Source organism: Pseudomonas sp. AK-TSAG1-1, from assembly GCF_056821665.1.
This window is the reverse complement of the sequence record NZ_CM165965.1, coordinates 750,526-771,906: the sequence shown is the minus strand read 5'-3', so window position 1 is coordinate 771,906 and position 21,381 is coordinate 750,526. Positions and strand designations below refer to the sequence as shown.

At 61.6% G+C, this 21,381-nt stretch carries 13 protein-coding genes; 5 read left to right on the top strand and 8 right to left on the bottom strand.

Annotated features, from left to right (window positions below; genetic code table 11):
- Positions 1 to 55: 55 nt before the first annotated feature.
- Positions 56 to 2,830 (top strand): hybrid sensor histidine kinase/response regulator, encoded by a 2,775-nt coding sequence (locus tag AC1UK9_RS03360; RefSeq protein WP_473014367.1) that lies wholly within the window; start codon positions 56 to 58, stop codon positions 2,828 to 2,830.
- Between the two features lie 30 nt (positions 2,831 to 2,860).
- Here AC1UK9_RS03360 and AC1UK9_RS03355 read toward each other — a convergent pair whose 3' ends face one another.
- Both AC1UK9_RS03355 and AC1UK9_RS03350 read right to left on the bottom strand, forming a co-directional pair.
- Complete coding sequence (locus tag AC1UK9_RS03355) at positions 2,861 to 3,571, bottom strand: hypothetical protein (RefSeq protein ID WP_482579407.1); 711 nt, start codon at positions 3,569 to 3,571, stop codon at positions 2,861 to 2,863.
- Between the two features lie 54 nt (positions 3,572 to 3,625).
- Positions 3,626 to 4,417 (bottom strand): hypothetical protein, encoded by a 792-nt coding sequence (locus AC1UK9_RS03350; protein ID WP_473014365.1) that lies wholly within the window; start codon positions 4,415 to 4,417, stop codon positions 3,626 to 3,628.
- Between the two features lie 256 nt (positions 4,418 to 4,673).
- Between AC1UK9_RS03350 and AC1UK9_RS03345 the strand changes: the two genes are divergently transcribed.
- The gene (locus tag AC1UK9_RS03345; protein WP_025111770.1) at positions 4,674 to 5,270 is read left to right on the top strand and encodes a MarC family protein; all 597 of its coding nucleotides are present in this window, start codon (positions 4,674 to 4,676) and stop codon (positions 5,268 to 5,270) included.
- 91 nt (positions 5,271 to 5,361) lie between these two features.
- On the opposite strand, the gene AC1UK9_RS03340 is transcribed toward AC1UK9_RS03345, so the two are convergent.
- From AC1UK9_RS03340 to AC1UK9_RS03315, 6 genes are all read right to left on the bottom strand, one after another.
- Complete coding sequence (locus AC1UK9_RS03340; RefSeq protein WP_482579404.1) at positions 5,362 to 12,348, bottom strand: TcdA/TcdB pore-forming domain-containing protein; 6,987 nt, start codon at positions 12,346 to 12,348, stop codon at positions 5,362 to 5,364.
- 593 nt (positions 12,349 to 12,941) lie between these two features.
- Entirely contained in the window at positions 12,942 to 14,642 is a 1,701-nt protein-coding gene (gene cobJ, locus AC1UK9_RS03335; RefSeq protein ID WP_482579402.1) for a precorrin-3B C(17)-methyltransferase, read from the bottom strand.
- The gene (locus tag AC1UK9_RS03330) at positions 14,642 to 15,376 is read right to left on the bottom strand and encodes a precorrin-2 C(20)-methyltransferase (RefSeq protein ID WP_115675182.1); all 735 of its coding nucleotides are present in this window, start codon (positions 15,374 to 15,376) and stop codon (positions 14,642 to 14,644) included. The genes cobJ and AC1UK9_RS03330 overlap by 1 nt, the downstream gene beginning before the upstream one ends.
- Positions 15,373 to 15,999: a precorrin-8X methylmutase gene (locus AC1UK9_RS03325; protein ID WP_482579400.1), complete on the bottom strand. Its 627-nt coding sequence runs from the start codon at positions 15,997 to 15,999 to the stop codon at positions 15,373 to 15,375. Before AC1UK9_RS03325 ends, AC1UK9_RS03330 begins: the two co-directional genes overlap by 4 nt.
- Positions 15,992 to 17,290: a precorrin-3B synthase gene (gene cobG, locus AC1UK9_RS03320; protein ID WP_482579398.1), complete on the bottom strand. Its 1,299-nt coding sequence runs from the start codon at positions 17,288 to 17,290 to the stop codon at positions 15,992 to 15,994. The genes AC1UK9_RS03325 and cobG overlap by 8 nt, the downstream gene beginning before the upstream one ends.
- Positions 17,291 to 17,436: 146 nt before the next feature.
- On the bottom strand, positions 17,437 to 18,093 hold the full coding sequence (locus AC1UK9_RS03315; protein ID WP_482579396.1) for a hypothetical protein: 657 nt from the start codon (positions 18,091 to 18,093) through the stop codon (positions 17,437 to 17,439).
- Between the two features lie 232 nt (positions 18,094 to 18,325).
- Here AC1UK9_RS03315 and cbiE point away from each other — a divergent pair, with 232 nt between their 5' ends.
- The 3 genes from cbiE to AC1UK9_RS03300 are packed head-to-tail and all read left to right on the top strand — an operon-like array spanning position 18,326 to position 21,349.
- Positions 18,326 to 19,537: a precorrin-6y C5,15-methyltransferase (decarboxylating) subunit CbiE gene (gene cbiE, locus AC1UK9_RS03310; RefSeq protein ID WP_482579394.1), complete on the top strand. Its 1,212-nt coding sequence runs from the start codon at positions 18,326 to 18,328 to the stop codon at positions 19,535 to 19,537.
- The gene (locus AC1UK9_RS03305; RefSeq protein ID WP_473014357.1) at positions 19,530 to 20,627 is read left to right on the top strand and encodes a cobalt-precorrin-5B (C(1))-methyltransferase; all 1,098 of its coding nucleotides are present in this window, start codon (positions 19,530 to 19,532) and stop codon (positions 20,625 to 20,627) included. Before cbiE ends, AC1UK9_RS03305 begins: the two co-directional genes overlap by 8 nt.
- Positions 20,624 to 21,349, top strand: coding sequence for a cobalt-precorrin-6A reductase (locus tag AC1UK9_RS03300; protein ID WP_482579392.1), 726 nt, complete (start codon positions 20,624 to 20,626; stop codon positions 21,347 to 21,349). Before AC1UK9_RS03305 ends, AC1UK9_RS03300 begins: the two co-directional genes overlap by 4 nt.
- Positions 21,350 to 21,381 lie beyond the last annotated feature (32 nt).

The following is a 21,381-nucleotide window of genomic DNA, read 5'->3' as shown; positions in this document are numbered from 1 at the left end:
GTTCCGCCGCCGCGCATCGTTATATTCTGGCATCAACCTACGAAGGGATTTCGCCGTGCGCTGGCTCAGGATTGCCATAAGTTTCACCGTCACGCTGTTGACCTTGCTCTGCATGCCTCCGGCCCAGGCCGCGCAAGGCAGTGGCTGGTCGGTATTGCTTGACGATCAGGGCAATCTGCAACTGAGCGACATCCGCTCGGCTCGCTACACCAATCAATTCAGCCCCATCGAACTCGACCGCCTCACGGCCGCCGAACCCGATGGCGCATTGTGGCTGCGCTTCAAACTGGCGCCGGGCAAGCACGAGCAAGTGCTGCGAATCTTCGCCCCCGACCTGTCCAACCTCAGTCTCTACGTGCTGGACGGCGACAAGCTGATCGAGCAACGAATCTCCGGCACCCAGCAGCCGCAGGTCGAACGGCCGCTGCCGAGCAGCGATTTCCTGCTGCCGCTGCCGCAAAGCGACAAGTCCCTCGACGTCTATCTGCGGATGGTTTCCGACCATCAGTTGCGCCCGCACATCACCCTGCAATCGGCGGTGATGAGTGCCGCCAACCAGAACCAGACCCTGATCTTCGGCCTGCTGTTCGGCTGCCTCGGCATGTTGCTGCTGCACAACCTCGTGCGCTACGCCTACTCGCGCTCGCGCAGCAGCCTGTGGCTCGCCGTCTGCGAAGGCCTGCTGGGCCTGAGTCTGTTGCTGCTGCTCAATCTCGCCGGCCCTTGGCTGCCGAACTGGCACGCGATCCAGACTCCCGGCGCCTATCTGGCCCTGCTGCTGACCGCCCCGGCCGGGTTGATGTTCGCCCTGCGCTTCTTCGCCCCGCTCGGCGCGCACCCGCTGAACAAACTGTTGCTGGGCGACATTCTGTTCATCGTGATCTGCAGCCTGCTGCTGTTATTCGTCAACACCCTGCCGCTGAACATCATCACTTACGCGCTGGTGGCTTTGGCCGGTCTGAGCATGCTGCTGGTGGGCTTCTACCACTGGCAAAAGGGTTACCGCCCAGCACGGCTGTTTGTTGCCGGGATGGTGGTGTTCAACATCGGCACGCTGATCATCCTGCCGGCATTGCTGGGGCTGACCCTGGTCGCGCCGCAAGGCCTAATCATGACCCTGATGGCGTTCATCTGCGTCAGCGGCCTGCTGATGAGCATCGCCTTGGGTGAGCGCCAGCGCAGCATCACCGAAAGCCGCTTCAGCATCAGCCGCGATCTCGCTGCGAGCAACGCCGAGATCAACGCCAAGGCCGAATTCCTCGCCAAGATCAGCCACGAAATCCGCACCCCGATGAACGGCGTACTGGGCATGACCGAGCTGCTGCTGGGCACGCCATTGTCGGTCAAGCAACGCGACTACGTGCAGACCATCCACAGCGCCGGCAACGAACTGCTGACACTGATCAACGAGATCCTCGACATCTCCAAGCTCGAATCCGGGCAGATCGAACTGGACGACGTGCAGTTCGACCTCAATGCCCTGATCGACGATTGCCTGAGCATCTACCGGGCCAAGGCCGAACAGCAGAACGTCGAGCTGATCAGCTTCATCCAGCCGCAGGTACCGCGCGTGATCAGCGGTGACCCGACTCGCCTGCGTCAGACCCTGCTGAGCCTGCTGGAAAACGCCCTGAAGAAAACCGACGAAGGCGAAGTGCTGATCGTCGTCGCCCTCGACGAGCGCAGCGTCAAACCACGCCTGCGCATTGCCGTGCAGGACAGCGGGCAGCCGATGGATGCGGAAGAGCGCGACGCGCTGATGCACGCCGAACTGCACAGCAAGCACTTCCTCTCGGCCAATCGTCTGGGTGGCAATCTCGGGCTGGTGATCGCCCGGCAACTGATCCGTCTCATGCACGGTGAATTCGGAATCAAGAGTGGCGCCAGCCAGGGCAGCACGTTGTGGCTGACCCTGCCGCTGGACCCCGACCGTCTCGAACACCCGACTTCCGACCTCGACGGCCCGCTACAGGGTGCACGCGTGCTGGTGGTGGACGACAACGACACTTGCCGCAAGGTGCTGGTGCAGCAGTGCAGCGCCTGGGGCCTGAACGTCAGCGCCGTGCCCTCGGGCAAGGAAGCGCTGGCGCTGCTGCGCACCAAGGCGCACCTGCGTGACTACTTCGATGTGGTGTTGCTGGACCAGAACATGCCCGGCATGACCGGCATGCAACTGGCGGCCAAGATCAAGGAAGATCCGAGCCTGAACCACGACATCCTATTGATCATGCTCACTGGCATCAGCAACGCGCCGAGCAAGATCATCGCGCGCAACTCCGGGATCAAGCGCATCCTCGCCAAACCGGTGGCCGGCTATACGCTCAAGACCACGCTCGCCGATGAGTTGAACCAGCGTAACAAGGGCCAGGTGGTGTTCCAGCCGCAAGTCGTCACGCCCGCCACGGCAGCCAAGGTGCCGAGCGACTTCCGCATTCTCGTCGCTGAAGACAACACGATTTCGACCAAAGTGATTCGCGGCATGCTCGGCAAGCTCAACCTGCAACCGGACACCGCCAGCAACGGCGAAGAAGCCCTGCAGGCGATGAAGGCCCAGCGTTACGACCTGGTGCTGATGGACTGCGAAATGCCGATCCTCGACGGTTTCTCGGCAACCCAGCAACTGCGCGCGTGGGAAGTCAGCAACCAGCGTATCCGCACGCCGATCGTGGCGTTGACCGCGCATATCCTCGCCGAGCACAAGGAACGCGCACGCCAGGCCGGAATGGACGGACACATGGCCAAACCGGTGGAGTTGTCGCAGTTACGTGAGTTGATCGAGCACTGGGTGGCGCAGCGTGATCAGCAGAACCGCACGGCCTCGACCTTTTGAGCAGGCGCATCGCGCCTGTCCGGCCGTGCCTCAATCGTCTGCAACGCGTTCTTCATCGGGCAATGTCAACATCGCAACGTTGTCATCCAGCCTGTCCCTGATTTTCAGGGCAATGGCTTCGCGCACCGGCGCGTAGAGGGTTTCGGACAAGGAGGCCGCGGCATAACGCATGCACACGCTGCCGCGCACCTCCCCGGCCTGAAACAGCTCAACCAAAGGGTTGCAGCCCAGGATCCGGTCGGTCTCGAGTTCGAGGTAGACACTTGTCACCGACGTCGGCGAGTTCGCGACGGCTACCAGCAGGCGCACAGCCCTGGCGGACGCACGCGCCTCATCCGGTTCAGGCGGGGAGACTTTCTGCACATGCTGTCGCAGCAACACCAATGCCGGCTCAGTGCCGGACAGAAGCGTCAGACGCTGCAGCACCAATGCCGCAGCGCTTTTGTCAGCCCCGGGGTCCTTGAACAACGCCGCGACGGTCCAGTCTGCGACCGACTCGATATTATCGTTTGCGATAGACAGATCCTGGCGTTCTCTTGAATGGCGCAACCAATAGTTGTCCAGAAATCCCACATACACGTCATACCAGTTGACGCCCGGTGTTTTTTCGATCTTCTTGTTGGCTGCCAGTTGCGCCAGCAACATGGAGTTGATCAAATCCTTATAGTGTCTTGAATCATCCGCAGACGGAATCACTACAACAGCCACTCCGACGATCAACACAGAATAGTCGCAACTCATATCAACGCCCCTGACAAAAAAGGCAGCCAATAATCAGCTGCCTTTTTCAATCGTTTAGATTTCAATATCGATGATCTGGTTCTTGTGAGGAATCAGTTTGCTCTTGATCGATTCACGAACACCTTCAGCCACCAATGTATTCTTGGCAAATACCGTTTCGCCGCGATACAGATTCACATTTCGTACATCGACGTCCACGAACATGACTTGGGTAGAACTGTTCTTGCGCTGGAAACGCACCGCACCCACGGCCATCATGGCCTCGCCTTCAACTTCGACGCACGCACCGGCCGAAATGCCGCCAACGCCATGTTCCAGCAGATTGCGCTCATAGACAGTCAGCGCAGCAGTATCACGCTTCTGCAGGGCCGCAATCGCATCCCCCGCCACCTTGATCATCAATGCGCTAGCCGGGCCGGGCAGAGCAACGCCGGCAACCACCGAGCCGAGAATCTCCAATACCAGCTTGTCCATTCGCACGCTGGTGCCAGCCACGCCCAGATCACTGTAGTACTTGCTGATCGGTGTCCAGCCGGCCAGGGTCATGACTTCGCGAAAGCGCAAATACCATTCTTTACCCTGATGTTCTGCGGGGTACATTTTATTCGCAGCACGGGTTGCGAAGAGAAAGGCGTTTTCGGCATCCGAACGGTTTTCGGCAGTGAGTTTTCCGGCAAAACCCAGCGTACCTTCACCCACAACAGAGCCTTTCGAAGGTGCTTCGATAGTGTCCCCAGCCGCCATCAGGCCACGCGAACGAATAACGATCGGCTGGTCAATCTCACACGCCTCAATCGCTTTCACACAGGCAGAAATATAACCATCGAGAATAACTTGATCATGCATCAGAATTTCCTTATTAAGTACTAGCAAGCTCTTCATGAACTTGCCAGAAAGACCATAACCAAACATTCACACAGCCACAAACCAAAACCTGTAACACCATATACAAGCAACAAAATAAAACCAACAAACAACAATAAACCAACTAACCAGATGCCATTGCGAACAGCCGTTGCCGCACGCATTAACTTTTGCACACACAAGCAACTAACCGACTGATAGACTCGCTGCCATCACTCTCCGGATGCGAGCCGACCTCATGCTCCACGTGTTATTCAGCGTTTACCTGAAGATGCTGGTGCTCTACAGCCCGTTCTTCGTGTTGTCCTGCTTCATCAGCCTGACCCGGGGATATTCGCGCAAGGAGCAACGGCGCCTGGCCTGGAAAGTGGCGGTGGCCACCCTGGTTTCCAGCGTCCTGCTGTATCTGTTCGGGCGAGTGATTTTCGATGTGTTCGGGATCACCGTCGACGCGTTCCGCATCGGCGCCGGCAGTGTGCTGTTCATCTCGGCGCTGGGCATGGCCCAAGGCAAGCCGGCCGTGCAGGCGGACAACGTGCAACAGGACGTGACCATCGTGCCGCTGACCATTCCTCTCACGGTCGGCCCCGGCACCATCGGTGCCCTGCTGGTCATGGGTGTCAGCCAGCCACACTGGGACGACAAACTCACCGCCATCATGAGCATCGCCCTGGCCAGTTTCACAGTCGGCGTGGTGCTGTATCTGTCGAACCGGATCGAGCGGATTCTGGGCGATCAGGGATTGCAGATCGTCAGTCGACTGATGGGGCTGTTTGTCTGTGCATTGGCAGCGCAGATCATCTTCACCGGCGTCAAGGGCTATCTGGTGCCCTGACTTGATCACCGCAAAGGCCGCGAGCACATCTGCTCGTGGCCTTTGCCTGCCGGGCACACCGATTCAGATCGGCTTCAGACCTTCAGGATGACTACGCAACGGCGACGGCCAGCAACTCCTCCATCGTAGCCATCGTGGCACTCGCCTGACGCCCGCGCATTTTTTGCACCAGGCGCGACACCGGCAGCGAAAACTGTCCGTCAAAGCCGAGGAACACTTCACCACACAGCGCCGAATCGGTGCTGAACACATCCCGCAAGATCAGACTGTGCTCAGTATCCGGATCGATAATGACCAGGTGTTCGCCGACGATCTCCAGTTGCAGCTTTTGCGGGCTTTGCAGCGCCCAGTTCAGTTTGCCCGGGAGCGTGATGGTCTCGCTTGCCGCGTGGCGGCAGTCGACGATGACGGACTGCAGCCTGAGCCACAGCGCTCTGGACAGATGGAACAGCGCCCCCTGTCCCAATCGCAGAACCAGCGTGTCAACTCCGTCCGGCAGCAACGGCAGCAAATCACCGATCCTCATCTGCCCCTCGACCACCAGCACCTTGGCATTTCGCTGCAGGTAATCGAACGGTCCGAGACGCTGCCGAGCGGGGTAGCTCTGCACGATTCCGTCGCCGCGCTGATGCAGCAGCACCTGAGCCTGACGCCGCGTACCCAACAGGTCGAAGTCGGCGGGCAGATCAGCGTCAGCAATCTGGATCAGCCTTGCGCGCTGCACGTCATACCATTGCAAGCGGCCAGGTCCTGACTCCACCGAGACAAAGGCCTCGTGCTCGAACGCTTCCAGCAACGTTTGCAGACGCTCGACCAGGTGCTCGCCTTGCGCTGCGACCCAGGCGTTGTTGACCCCGGTGATCCGTTCGCCATGATCGAACGTGAGCGTCAGCATTACGCCTTCAACCGAAACACCCCGCAGGCCGCTACCGTCGAGACTCACATCGGCAAACGTCCAGTCTTCCCATTCCTGTTGCGATGGCGGCAACACATCATCGTGCAACAACTGCACACCATCACCGAATGCCCGTGTGAATTGCCGGGGATCGATGAACGTCTGACGGCTGATCTCCCCAGTCGCCGGTTCGAACAGCCAGACGTGTCGTTTGTCCGGGGTAACGCCCAGAAGACGGGTGTCGCCTCGGCTTGCCGGCTCGGTGAGCAACAGGCGTTGATCCACATACCAGGCGCACAGAGGCGCATCGACTTGGGTGTTGCGCAAACCGAGAATCGCAAAATCCTCGACCGGGTATTGCGCCAGCACCGCATCCAGTGCCTGCCACCAGTGCGCACGCCCCTTGAGCCATTGCTCGGTGACGCCGCCAAACTGCACCTCGCCCTGCCGGTTCAGATTGAAGAACAAGCCATCTTCGGTAACAGCCTGATAGGCATCCCCGACAGCCACAACCTGCTGGAGACCGTTCGGTTCCACCCACGCATGCGACCAGTTGGACTTGCCTTCGGACACTGTCCGCTCGAGCCGGCAAAGCCGCTGCCTGGGCCGATCGTAGACGACGAACAGGTCACTGTCCTGCGCCAGTGTCAGCAGCATCAGATCGTTCAGGTTCTTGATCGAGTCAGGCCAACCGCGCGCGCGCTTCGGGCGCGGCACCGGATGAATCAACAAACGGTCGCGACCGCGAATCCAGACCATGTCCCGCACATTGGGCTCGAACATCCAGCACACCGACACGTAAGACGCCGGCTCCCAGTCAATCGTGGTTGCTCCGTCCTGCTCAGGCGCCGGCAATTGCGGCAGATAGTCACCCACCACCTGCTGCCATCGCGTCAGCGTGTCGACGCCAGACAGTTCGACCGACAGCCGCCGATTCATATCGTGGGTGATGGAGCTCAACAGCAACTGCCCCTGATGAATCAGGAACCTGTACTGCAGCGTCTCGTGCCTCTCCTGAACAAGCGTCTGCACAACATGAATCACCCCATGTTCATCCGCCTCGATGCTGAGCACCGAGCTTTTGCCCGGCATCTGCAACAGCCGATAGCGGTGTTTGAGCAACCCGCTGACGGCGTCGACTTGCCAGATAAACGCATTCTCCGGTTCATGGAAGTACGCGAACCCGTCGACCACCGCGCCCAACAATGCCTTGTCGGCCTGCACCTGTTCATTGCGGATATACAGGAAACGGTCTTCGCCGGCGTCATACCAGGCCGTGGTGTAGCGCGGTTTTTGTGGCGATTCGAAGGGGATCAGGTAATGGTGAACCGGCGTATAAGGCAGCGCCAGACGGTGCTCCCGAGCGAGCGTCTTGTAGTGTTGGAGCAATGCCGACTCATCGAGACCTGGCGGCGCGGTGTCCTCCAGCAGCTCGAACGTCAGCGCTGCGCGATCGAGCCTGAACAGGCGCTGATCGGCCAGCCTGACCAGCACTTCATGACGCCCTTTGCCTGAGCACGTCACCTCGACACCGCCGACAGACAACGCGCCATATCGGCCCAGGAGCACATCGCTCTGCGTGGCCCAGGTTGCCACCAGTACCCAGCGGCAATGATCGCTGATACCCGGCGCCTGCAGTTCGACCTTGATCCCGCGGGTCAGGCTCAACGAGCACGAAGCCCCGGCCCCCGTCAGTTCATACGACACCTTGCCCTGCCAAGCCTGCGGCAGATCCGGCACGACCAGCTCCCGATCGGCCGCATCCAGCAGCACCCGGATCAGCGTATCCCGGTAGGACGGCAGCAACCGCTGAACAATGTAGTGGGACGGAAAAGAGTAAAACGTGAACAGAAACTGCCACTGCCCGTCCCGATCCTTTTTCTCAAGCTGACGTGCCGTATCGAAACCGGTGTCGTGTCGCCACGAGGCGAAGGGCAGCGCCTTGTACTCATAACCGTAATACGCCTGCGGCGTGCACGGCAGGATGATGCGTTGCCCAGCAGGCAGCTCGCGCCTGATCTGCCCCCGCAACCCCAGCTGCTGGCGGATATCGATTGCCTTGGCATCATCAGGATCGCAGTCCGGCACGCCGAAATGGTCGCGCAGCCTGAGCAGTTTCGGACGCCCCAACAGCAGTCGCCCAGCCTTCAGATCCAGGCATTCGATACTCAGGGAAGAAGGCTGCACCACCCACGATTGCAAGGCCTCGTCAAAGCGATAGCCGACGCCATAGGCACTGCGCTTGAGGGCATCGAAAAACAACCCGACTGCTTGCGCGTCCCGGGCGATGCTGGCAAACCCTTGGGCCAGTGCGGCCACACCGACGGCCAAACCACCGAACATGACGCCAACGCCGCCCAGCACCGCCGCCGCTGTCGCAGCTCCCGTAGCGGCCGCCGCCAGGCCGGCACCGGTCAACGCCAGACCCGTTGAGTCAAACGCCAGCTGCGTGCCGAACTGCGCCTTGTCCACATCGTTTTCGGCGGTTGCCAATTGATAGATATCGAAGCCTACGTTGGCCAGTCCCAACAATGCGCCAACGCCTTCATTGGCCACATGCCCGAGGGCTTCACCAACCACGGGGGCGCAAGTGCGGGCAATAGCCTTCTCTTCGCTCAGCGCGGTCTGGACCAGTTTGACCACGCCGGCGACATCCATGAACGTGCCATGGGCCAGTTGCGCATAGTTGACGTAGGCGTGCAGGCGCACAGCCAGGGTCAGCGTCCGATCGTCCCCCTCGCGTTTACGCAGGGCATTCATCAAGGCCTGGATGGTGAACCCGGCATTGAGCGTGTGCACGCTGGCTACCTCGAACGGATCCGGCAGCCCGCCGGGGCCTCCGGGTTTTCGCCCCAATGTCGCAAACTGCTCCGTCAGGTAATCCTTGATGCGCAGCAGGCGAGGTTCATCACTGATCACCTGCGTCACAAACTGCCCGTTCGATGGATCGAACAGGCTCATCCGATATCGGCCCTCGGCGGTGATCTCCAGCGTTTCAAACACGGGCACCAATGTTTTGGGCACGTCATGCAGATCCTGCAGGCCTGCCGTCACATGGGCGATCTGCTGCCCCCACCAGCGACTGTCCAGTTCCAGCAGGCTGCGACCCAGATGGGCATTCTCCACGAGCGATTGACCATGGGCGCTGGCCAGACGTCGACGAATCGGACGCAACGAGGATTGCTGGGGCAAGGCGTCTGACTCCAGCAACTGCCCGACGGAGAACCCGCCGGACACTTGCAGGGCGGCCACTTGTTGTCCATGCACCTCAATCAGATCGAACTCCGGAGCGGCGGGCTCGCCATAGGCGCCGTAGTACCCGGACATGCCCTGCTTGAGGAAAAAGTCCGCCAGTCCCTGCTTGAACATTGCGGGGCTGGCGTACTTGAACAGCCCGAAGTTGGGATCATAGAAATGGAAGTTGGCCTGCCCGGCTTCTACGGTTTTCGCCACGAGCATGGCGTGGTTATCGGAGTTGAGCATAAAGGTGCCGTGGCCGGAATAACGCTCAAGGCGGGTGGTCACCTCAGCCAGGTTGACCCGTCCAAGCGCCTGCCCCACATCCCTGAGCTGAACATCGCGCAATTGCTCCAGTGCATCGAGAAACGCCAGCGAATCACTCTGTTCAGGGGCGACGACCGCCAGATAGAAGCGCTCGCGCAAGCGGCCGAAAGCCTGCTCACCACGGGTCAGCGCGGCGCTCACCACCAGCGCCAACGGATAACAGCGCCCCCCGACGGCTTCACCTGCGCTGTGCAGCAACAGATCCTGTGGCACCGGTTTGAAGTGTGTGCCGTTGAACTCCTCAAGCACCTGTTCCGTGCGCTCAACGATATGTTCCTGGTGTTCCAGGGTCGCCCGCTGCCGGATACGCGCCACCTGGCGGCCCCACTGAAACGGCGTATGGGCCTGTGACAATGCGACGTCCTTGAGCGCCAGCGCACTCCCGGGCGCCGGCATTGGTTCATCGAACACGCTGGCCATTCCCGCCATGAACGCCGGTGTCCGGCGCTTGTACAACTGCCGCTCGATGGCCGCATAGCGATTGGAGGCGCCCAACTCAACCACGCTGTTGGCGAGGTTATCCAGCTCCTCGCCGAGCAACGCGAAGCGTCGGTTGTCCAAGGTCTGCGCACCAAGCAGCATGCCAAGCGTCAGGCGCTGCAACGGGCTGGCATGCGCCAGATGCAAGGTGCCTTTGGCCATTGCGCTGAGCAGTTCATCGAGGCCCATGAGCTGGGTTTTCGGGTCGCTCAATGACCCCGGCGCCAATACCTCGACAGGCTGGGCCTTGATCGCCTGGCGGTCGTCGAAACTCAGCGGCAGCGGGGTTTCAAAAGTAATCGGTCCGTTGTGACTGCGCCGCATTGCTCGAATGAACGGCTCACCCAAGGTGTCGACCAGCTTTTGCAGAATGTCGCTCAGCAGCACCGGACGCCCTTCGAGCAGCGGCCAGCCGTTGTCGAATTCGATCGTTGAATGCTTGAGCAACTGCGCGACATCACCCAGGTAGCGGGTTGGGTACTGTCCTGCCCGCCAGCGGGCCTGCTCATCGGCCAACCATTTCTGTGGGTCGGTTTCGTTGTCTTTCCAGGAATGGTCCTGCTCTTCTTCTGTCGCACGATTGATCATTGCCAACGGTGCAATGCCAAGCTGCTCGCGAGCCGCTTGCGCCCCGGCGGCAGTGAAATGCTGCCTTTCGTAATCCGCCATGCCACTGCGCATGGCCCCGGGACCGGTCAGGTAGATAGTCCACTCACTCTGCAGACGAATCCCATCGCTGAAATATCCAGCGGCAGCACTGGCCAGCAAATTGGCGGAAATGTCTTGCTCCATCGACAGCCGGTCGAGCGGTCCGTAGGTGCGCTCGAGCACCTCGCGCGCCAGTTGGATCATGCCATCAAAATCAATCCGCGCAACGCCGCGCTTGACCGCCAGATACGTCGCTTCGTCGATCACTTCATAGTTGAAGCGCATTCGCTCGATCACCGATTCGAGCATCGCGGCGCGAGGATGAGCCAGCAGAAATGCGTTGCTCAACGACGAACCATCGACCACCGCGCGCAACTCGTGAACACGCGCCATCCCCGGCACCGGAAGCTCAAAAACCTGGCCCAATGTGGGGCCGGCCTTGGCAAATGCCTCCAACTGCGCGCGGTGCTGCACAGGAATGGAGTCGAAATAATCGGTGTAGCGACTGCGCAATGCCTGACGCCCGGGCATCCAGTGGGGGTTGTGATCGAGCAGCAGTTGCAACGCTCCCATGCGCGCATCCCCGCCCCATTCGCTGATATCGGTGGTGCCCAGCCGCTGCGCCAGCGCTGGCAGATTATCCACATCTGCGTACCCTCCCCCTTCATTGAACAGAGCTTCGACCCGCACGATATCGGAGGCCGCCGCCAGATTGCCGCGCAAACGAGTTTCACGCAGGTAAATGTCCTGTAACTGCATCGGTTTTCCCGCGTCACCCACATCGCGCAGATTCAGGTCATCACCGGCCAGCGCCATCAGGCTGTGACGATTGCGCTCCAGCAGCGCTTCCAACGCCCCCGCTTCCTGGCCATAGGCCCGGGTCAGCAGGTCGATTCTGGCGTCATCAGCCGATTGCCCGGCGGCGGCGGCCGTGTTGATGTGCTCGAACATCTGTTGCTTGAGCACCATCGCGCGCTCTTCGTACAGCGTCGCCAGTTCGTCCTCGGTGATGGTTCTATCCCCGACCTGAAGCAATGCATCAGCCTTGGCCGCCTCAACAATCAGCTTGTTGGTCTGATGCGCCAGAAGCGCATCACTGTCGTACCACAGGTTGAGGGAATAGCCCTGCCCCGCCAGTACCTGCCGCCACACATTGAGATAATCGCGCTGGATCTCGCCAATGCCACCGCCGAGCCAGACAAAGTGCATGGCCTTCGGCACCGCCGTGGGAGGTGTTTTCATTTGCTCGATACCAAAGCGCAGGCGCGTTTCGAACCCTTCGATCTTTTCGCAGATCTGTGGAAGGTCCGCTGCGGCCGGCGCTTGCACATCGCTCGCTCGCGGTACCCGGACCGGTCCGCGCAACAACTCCAGCGTCTGTTTGAGCAAGGCCAACGGTTCCATCAACTCTGGTGACTCGAGTTTGCCCACGCAGGCAAAGTAATAACGCAATACCGAATCGTAATGTTGACTGCCTTTATGCGATGACAACGCTTGCTCAAGGTCTTTCAACTTGAAGAGATCGACAAACTTAACAAACTGTTCTCTGTTCTGATCTATTGATTGCATTGAACCCAACATCCTTTTTGATTGCGCGCGATAACCCGGCTGTAACATTCGGAAAGTTCGGACACGACAGTGCGCTTAAGGCCTACAGGTAACGTCCCGAGGCCCCATGCAGCAGCTGAACAGCAGATTCCGATGCGGCAAAACTACCGGGCAATAACAACGCGCTCAAACGGGAAAACATTCAGCAAGTTTCAGAAAACAGCAAAAAAGCCATAACCAATAAAGAATGTAACGTCCAATACCTGTCACCGGACATGTCATTGACGTACACGCCGTAAATGCGCCTCGAACAAACAAAGACATTGAGACGTCAATAAGGCGTCATCTACTGACTAATGAGATAAGACAGAACGTAAGTAACAAGAATTCGCTGACGAGCGACGGTCAGATGTCGGACGGATACCAGTGAACAATCCGACACGGTCAAATCCGGAAACAATCGCGAATGACGCGGTTCGCTGCAACGATCTGACAGCGGCGAAAAAGACCGCAGCCCCGAAGGGCTGCGCAGGGACTCAGGACAGCGGCTTTTCGCCGTACCAGCGGGGCGTGTAGACCCAGTCGCCACCTTCGGCGCGGGGGAACGTGCAGGTCGTGGACGAGCCAATCAGCACCATGGTGCGCATGTCCACCTGATCCGGGGTCAATGCGCCCAGTGTGGTGGTGCGCAGGGTCTGGCCCGGCCGGCCGATGTCCCGCCCCAGCACCACAGGCGTCTCAGGCGTGCGGTGTTGCGCGACGATTTCCAGCGCGCGGCCCAATTGCCACGGACGGGCGCGGGAGATCGGATTATAGAAAGCCAGCGCCAGATCGGCTTCAGCGGCCAGGTCCAGGCGCTTCTCGATGATCGACCACGGCTTGAGGTTGTCCGACAGCGACATCACGCAGAAGTCATGCCCCAGCGGCGCACCGGCCTGCGCGGCGGTAGCCAGAGAGGCCGAGACGCCCGGCAGGATTTGCAGATCGACGCTGTGCCAGGCCGGATCATCCGACTCGTGCAACGCTTCGAGCACTGCCGCCGCCATGGCGAACACCCCCGGATCGCCGGACGACACCACGATCACCGAACGCCCCTGCGCGGCCAGCCGGAAGGCGTGGCGGGCGCGCTGCATTTCTTCACGGTTGTCGGTGCAGTGCTGCACTTGATCGTCGCGAAACGGCCCGGCCATGCGCACATAAGTTTCGTAGCCGAGCACATCGGTAGCGCGCGCCAGTTCGGCCTTGACGGCGGGCACCATCAGCTCTGCCGCGCCGGGCCCCAGGCCAATCACCGCCAGACGTCCCCGTGGGCGCCCGATTTGCGCGATGTCCAGCGGCTGTTCGGCAACAGCGATCGCCAGCCCGTTCACCTCAGTGACCCGAGCCCCTGGCAGTGCACTGCGCGCCACTGCTGCGGTGCCGTTTTGCGCCGCCACAAAACGCAACGGCACACCCAGTACCAAAGCCGCTTCACGCAAATCCGCCGAGGCCATTTCGCTGTCAGCCGCCACCAGGCAGGCCAACGCTTGCACTGCGACGTTCGCTTGCTGCAACGCCGCGCGCACGGCATTCGGCAGATCGCCGACAGCGCCTGTCACCGCCGCCGCAACGCTGCGCGGGTAGATCAACAATTCATGGGCGCTCGCGGCACGCTCGGCACTGCTGATGTGGATCGAGCGCTGCGCCTGCGGATTTTCCGGTAACTGCGCCTGTTCCAGCCACGGCGCCGCGCCTTCGATACGCACGCTGTGCCCGGCCAGCAGATCCGAGACAAACCGCTTGCCCAGTTCCAGGTCCGCCAAGGCATACCCGCTCGGCGGATTGAGCAGGCAGGTGCCGAAGCGCAACTCGCCACTGGTGGTGATCGCCGGGGCCACTTGCAGCCCGGCCGCAATCTCGCGGGCCATGACGTTCACCCCGCCGAGGCCGCCAAGCAGCGGCACCACGGCGCTGCCGTCTTCCGCAACGGCGAGCACCGCAGGCTCGGCGCCCTTCTCCAGCAGCAGCGGCGCCAGGGTGCGGATGACGATGCCGGCCGCGCACAGGGCAATGATCGGTGTGTCCTGCTGATACAACTCACGCAGGGTTGAGCCGAACTCCAGATAGGTGCGATCGGCGCCCTCGACCCGCCCGGCCAGGCCGTGGATCTGCGCGGCGGGATAGACCTGCTGGATGCGCAGGGCAGTGGCCAGGCTGCCCTGACCGAGGATAACGATGGCGGGTGTTGAAGGATTCATCAGCCTTGCCACCGTTCGCCCGGGACGATGATCAGCGAGAAGTACGGCGAGGACATGGGCTCGACCTGATCCAGCGGCACGATCTTCTGATTGGCCATGGTCGCGCGCTCGACGTACAGCGCCCGCTCGGCCAGACCGAGCTCTTCGAGCACCTGTCGGACTTTCGGAAAGTTGCGCCCCAGCTTCATGATCACTGCTGCGTCGGCGTCGGCAAGACGACGCTTCAGATCATCATGCGGCAGCACGCCGGACAGCACCGACAGGCTCTGGTTGCGATACACCAGCGGCGCACCGAGCACCGAAGCGCCGCCGAGCATCGAACACACGCCCGGCACCACTTCGGCTTCGTAACGCGTAGACAGACGGTCATGCAGATACATGTAGGAGCCGTAGAAGAACGGATCGCCTTCGCAGATCACCGCCACATCGCGACCGGCATCCAGATGCGCGGCCACCGTCTCGGCGGCTTCGTCGTAGAAATCGCTGATCACTTGCTCGTACGACAGCGGTGCCGGCAACACTTCAGTGGTCACCGGGTACACCAGCGGCAGCAGATTCTGCGCGTCTTGCAGGTGCGCCTCGATGATGCCGAAGGCGTTGCCTTTCTTGCCCTTGGCGACGAAGTACGCCACCACCGGCGATTCGCGCAACAGACGCAAGGCTTTCACGGTGATCAACTCCGGATCACCCGGACCGACGCCCAGACCGATCAAACGTCCTTTGGCCTGCATCATTCGATCTCCGTGGCGAGAGCATTCACCGCTGCGGCGGCCATGGCGCTGCCGCCCAGGCGGCCCTGCATGATCACGAACGGTACACCGCGACTGTCAGCCGCCAGCGCCGCTTTCGATTCCGCCGCACCAACGAAACCCACCGGGAAGCCGAGGATCAACGCTGGTTTCGGCGCACCGGCGTCGAGCATTTCCAGCAGATAGAACAGTGCGGTCGGCGCGTTGCCAATCACCACCACACTGCCTTCCAGGTGTGGACGCCAGAGTTCCAGCGCCGCGGCGGAACGGGTGTTGCCCAGCTCACGGGCCAGCGCCGGGACGCTGTCGTCGCGCAGGGTGCAGATCACTGGGTTGTTGGCCGGCAGGCGGGCACGGGTCACGCCTTCGGAGACCATCCGTGCATCACACAGGATCGGCGCACCGGCCGCCAGCGCATCGCGCCCTGCCTTGCCTGCGCCTTCGGAGAACTGCAGACCATCGACGGCCTCGACCATGCCGCAGGCGTGGATCACCCGCACTGCAAGTTTTTCCAGGTCGGCCGGGATGCGCGCCAGATTGGCCTCGCTGCGTATGATCGCGAAGGAGTTGCGATAGATTTCCTGACCGTCGCGGATGTAATCAAGCATCAAGGGGGCTCCGTGAGCGGGCGTCGAGCAGGGTCGCGGCCGCTTCAATAGTAAGGTTGCGTGCGTGCAGCGTGCCAAAACCCGGCCGTGCTGCATCGCGAAAATAAAGGTCGTAATGACCGCTGCCGACCGCCAGCAACGTCGCCGGAGCAGCGTGCGCAGCGGCGCAGGAACGCGGACAGCCGGACAGGTGCACATCAAGCGCTCGCGGCAACAACGTCGCCAGCAGACGGGCATCGTGCTTGGTATCGGCCAAACCTTTGCCGCAGCCGCTGGATCCCGTGCAGGCGATCAGGCGCGACAAGGGCTCGCTGGCCCGGGTCAACAGGTTGAGTTGCTCCAGACTGTGGAGCACGTGCGCAGCGTCACTCGCCTTGACGTTGGGCAACAACAGGCTTTGCCACGGTGTGAAGCGCAAGCTGCCATCGCCGCAGTCGCGGGCCAGTTGTGCGGCGCCGCGCAGCATGCCCGGGTCGAGACGACCGAGCGCCGGCACCGCGCCTACGTATGTCAGGTCGCTGTTGTGCTGCGAATGAGCGCCGATGTGCAGGGCGGCGGCGGCCGGCATGCGTTGCCAGTCGCCGATCGCCTTGATCGGCAAGCGTGCAGCGAGCTGTTCGACAAATACCGACAGCGGCAACTCTTCGAGCAAGTGCCGCATGCGCGTCTGCTCTGGCCGTGCCCGTTCAAGGAACAGCTCCAGCACCAAGACCACCAGCGCATGGCCGTTTTCCAGCGCCACGGCGCCGACCGCACGATCTGTCGGGCACCCGGCCAGACCGAACGCCAGCAGCGTTTTGCCCTCGCGCTCGAACGCCGCCAGCCACAGGTCATGTGGATGTTCGAGCATCGCCAGCGCTTCACCACCGTCCAGTTGCACGGCGAACTTGGCACTCAACTCGTGGAAGCGCGGATGGCTTTGCAGGGTGTCGAGGATCTGCCCGGCGAGGGCGCGCGTATCCAGACACATCTGCCGGTCGATCCCGGCGGCGGGGCTGAGCATCAGGTTGCGCACGTCGTCGCCGGCAGCGGTTCGCGGCCCGAGACCGGCGTCCAGCAAGCTGTCGATCAATGCCGCAGACTGCCCGCCGATGCCGCGAATCTGCAGATTGGCGCGGTTGGTCGCCTCGATCGCGCTGCTGGCGAAACGCTCGGCGGCATCGGCCACTGCATCAGCCTGATCGGCGCTGATCGAACCGCCATTGAGCTTGATCCGGCAGATACCGCCGTCCAGTGCCTGGACAATACGCAACAACCCCGGACAAGCCGAGGGGCGTAGAGCGGTGGACATTGGGCGTTCGTTCAAGGGATGACCGACTGGCTGGCAGCGCTGTGAGGGGCGAAAGGTCGCCATTATGCCTGCTTTGCCCAAGCGCATGAAAATGCCTGCCGGTCGGAATCCTCGCCCTGACGATAAATACCTGAGCCCGCCAGCTCTCAGAGCTCGTGTTCCTCCAGCTTGAACGGAATGTCACGAATGGCCAGCGCCAGCCTTTCACGATTGGCGTCCATTGCCCGACGGTTGATCACCAGTCTTCTGGCGCGGATATCCAGTTGAGACATTGGCTGATGGATCTGCCAGAAGAGATACGTTGTGCGCATGACCGTTTTGATAAACCTGATCTGACTGAGCACCACCACCAGCTCACCATTGGCGCCATAGCGCACCGGCATGATGTGGGACTTATGTGTCTTGCCACTCGAGCCTGCGAACTTGGCCAGCAACAGTGCATCTTTTTCGAGTGCAGCGTGTGCCGCCTCAACCCGTGCCAACTGAGACCGCGTAACCAGACGTGCGGCCGACATCATCCAGGCTTGCTGTACGCTCCCGGAAAACTGCGGCTGAACAAACTCGACAGGCTCTTCATCAAAACTCCAGCCATACGACCAGAGTACGCCGACATAGTAGTCGAACCATTCACCTGGATTCTTATCACTGTCATAAAGCTTATTCGCCTTGAAGGAGGCGAGAAATATGCAGTTATTGAAAAAGTTTCTGTCGACTACCGCCTGCGTTTCAAAGCCGGTCACCAACGTATCGTTCATTACTACTGCATGCCAACTGCCCGCTTCCGTGCGCAACTCAGTATCCATACTGTTTATTTCTCTATTAAATAAAATAAAACACACCGAAAGCCCAAGAGCATTCAGAACTTCAAAATCTCAACCAAGGCAAACTAACAAAGTTGCCGCCTCGAATAATTGATTTTTATAAACCTCATGTATCTGGTGCGTTCCTCCCTTCGCCACCGATAGACCTGAGTCAGATCAAAGCCACCGCGCTATCATGTCGACCTTCAAGATGTACTCGGAACAGAGGAACGGCATGACACCCTGGCTGACGGTTGTGGGAATCGGTGAGGACGGCTTCAAGGGCCTGGGCAAAAACGCCCGGCGTGCCCTGCTGGGCGCCGCGCGGATCATTGGCGGCCAGCGACAGCTGGACTTGCTGCCAGTGTGCATTCGCGGCGCACGCGAATTGTGGCCGAGCCCGTTTTCCCTCGCGCCGGCATTGGCGCGCCGTGGCGAAGCGGTCTGCGTGCTCGCCAGCGGTGATCCGATGTTCTATGGCGTCGGCGCGAGCCTGGCGCGGCAGGTGCCGAGCGACGAGATGCTGATCCTGCCTGCGCCGTCTTCCTGTGCGCTGGCAGCGGCTCGCCTCGGCTGGCCGCTGCAAGAAGTCGTAACGCTGTCGCTGGTGGCCCGGCCATTGGCCGCGCTGAATGCACAGTTGTCCAGCGGTGTGCGCCTGTTGTTGCTGAGCAATGACGGGCTGAGCCCGGCAGCGGTCGCGGCGTTGTTGCGCGAGCGCGGTTTTGGCGGCAGTCGCATCAGCGTTCTGGAGCATCTGGGCGGCGATGCCGAACGGCGCACCGACGGCATCGCCAATGACTGGAGCGACCCGCCGATTGCCGATCTGAATGTGATCGCCATCGAATGCCTGGCCGACGCCGAGGCTCCACGGCTGTCGCGACTCGCGGGCCTGCCCGACTCGGCCTTCCGCCACGACGGCCAACTGACCAAGCGTGACGTGCGCGCGATCACCCTCGCCCGCCTCGCCCCGACGCCCGGTGAACTGCTCTGGGACGTCGGCGCCGGCAGTGGCTCGATCGGCATTGAATGGATGCGCACGCATCCGAGTTGCCGGGCGCTGGCCGTCGAGGCCGATGACGGTCGTCAGCAACTGATCGAACACAATCGCGATGCGCTGGGCGTGCCGGGGCTGCAGCTGATTCGCGGTAAGGCACCGCAGGCCCTCGCCGGGCTGGAGCGCCCCGACGCGATCTTCATCGGCGGCGGCGTGACCCGCGAAGGGGTCTTCGAGACCTGTTGGGAACAGCTCAAACCCGGTGGCCGGCTGGTCGCCAACGCCGTGACCCTGCAAAGTGAACTCGCCCTGATGAACTGGCGCGAGCGCCATGGCGGCGAATTGACCCGCATCCACGTTGCCCAGGCGCAGCCGCTTGGCGAGTTCGACACCTGGCGCCAGGCGCTGCCGATCACCTTGCTCGATCTGGGCAAACCTCTCGATGCGTGACGAAACCGCCGAACAACCCGCGCCCCTGCGCAGCGGCCTGACCACCGGCAGCTGTGCCACCGCCACCAGCCTGGCCGCCGCACGCCTGCTGCTCGGCGGTGTCTCGGCGGACGCGGTGCAGATCGTCCTGCCCAAGGGCAAGCAGGTGCAGATGCGCCTGGAATTCTGTCGGTTGACCGAGGACGGCGCCGAAGCCGGAACGATCAAGGATGCCGGCGACGACCCGGACGTGACCCACGGCGCGTTGCTCTATTCACACGTGCGGCTGCTGGCCGAGCCGGGGGTTCGCTTCATCGCCGGCGCAGGCGTTGGCACCGTGACCCGGCCGGGGCTGGTGCTCGGCGTCGGTGAACCGGCGATCAATCCGGTGCCGCGCAAGATGATCGGCGATCACCTGAACCTGCTTGCCGCCCAAAGCGGTTACGCTGGCGGCTTCGAGGTCACGGTCAACGTCGAGGGCGGTGAAGCGCTGGCGCTGAAAACCATGAATCCGCGTCTGGGCATCCTCGGCGGCCTGTCGATTCTCGGCACCAGCGGCATCGTCCGGCCGTTCTCCTGCGCGGCGTACATCGCCTCGATCCATCAGGGCATCGACGTCGCCAAAACCAACGGCTTCCTGCACATCGCCGCCTGCACCGGCAACGCCAGCGAAGACACCATGCGCCGGGTCTACGACCTGCCGGAAATCGCCCTGATCGAAATGGGCGACTTTGTCGGCGCGGTGCTCAAGCATCTGCGCAAAGTGCCTGTGGATAAACTCAGTCTGTGCGGCGGCTTCGGCAAGATCAGCAAACTGGCGGCCGGGCACATGGACCTGCACTCGCGGCATTCGAGCATCGACTTGCCGCAACTGGCCGAGTGGGCGGCGGCGATCGGCGCCGATGAGGTTTTGCAGCAAGGCATCCGTGCGGCAAACACCAGCCAGCAGGCCTTGGCGATGGCCAGTGCGGCGGGCATCGCGCTGGGGGATGAAGTCTGTCGCCACGCGCTGAATTTCGCCCGCAGCGTGGTGCCGGCGCAGGTGCAGATCGAGGTGTTTGCAATTGATCGTCAGGGCGGAATCGTCGGCCACGCTGGAGGTTTTGCATGAAGCGGATTCTGTTGCTCGGCGGCGTCACCGAAGCGCTGGCCATCGCCCGCACGCTGGGGCCGCCCCACATTTACAGCCTGGCCGGCGTGGGCCGGGTGCCGACTGATCTGACCTGCCAGGTGCGGGTTGGCGGCTACGGCGGTGCAGCAGGCCTGGCGCAGTTCATTCGCGCTGAAGGCATCGACCTGCTGCTGGACGCCACCCACCCGTACGCCGCGCAAATCAGCCACAATGCCGCCAGCGCTGCGCAACTGGCCGGCATCCCCTGCTGGGCCCTGCGCCGCCCGGCGTGGCAGCCGCAACCGGGCGACGACTGGCGAGAGGTCAGCGACTGGGCCGAACTGATCCGCGCGCTCAAACCGTTCCGCCGCCCGCTGTTTACCCTCGGCCGCGAACCGCTGCAGCACCTCGACGAAATCCCCGCCGAACAGTTCTGGACCCTGCGCGCCCTCGATGTCTACCCTGGTAACGAGCGCTGTGAAGTGATCGGCGCCCGTGGCCCGTTTCTGCTTGCAGAGGAGCGAGCCTTGTTCGAGCGACGGCAGATCGATGTGCTGATCAGCAAGAACAGCGGTAGCACGGCAACCGAGCCGAAGCTGGAAGTGGCGCGAGAATTGAGGGTGCCGGTGCTGGTGTTGAAGCGGCCGGTGTTGCCGGCGGTTGGTCGGGAGTTTCTGTCGCTTCAGGAAACACTTGTTGCATTGGAGGATATCGCCTTATGAGGCAGTATCCACGACTTGCATGATAAGTAACC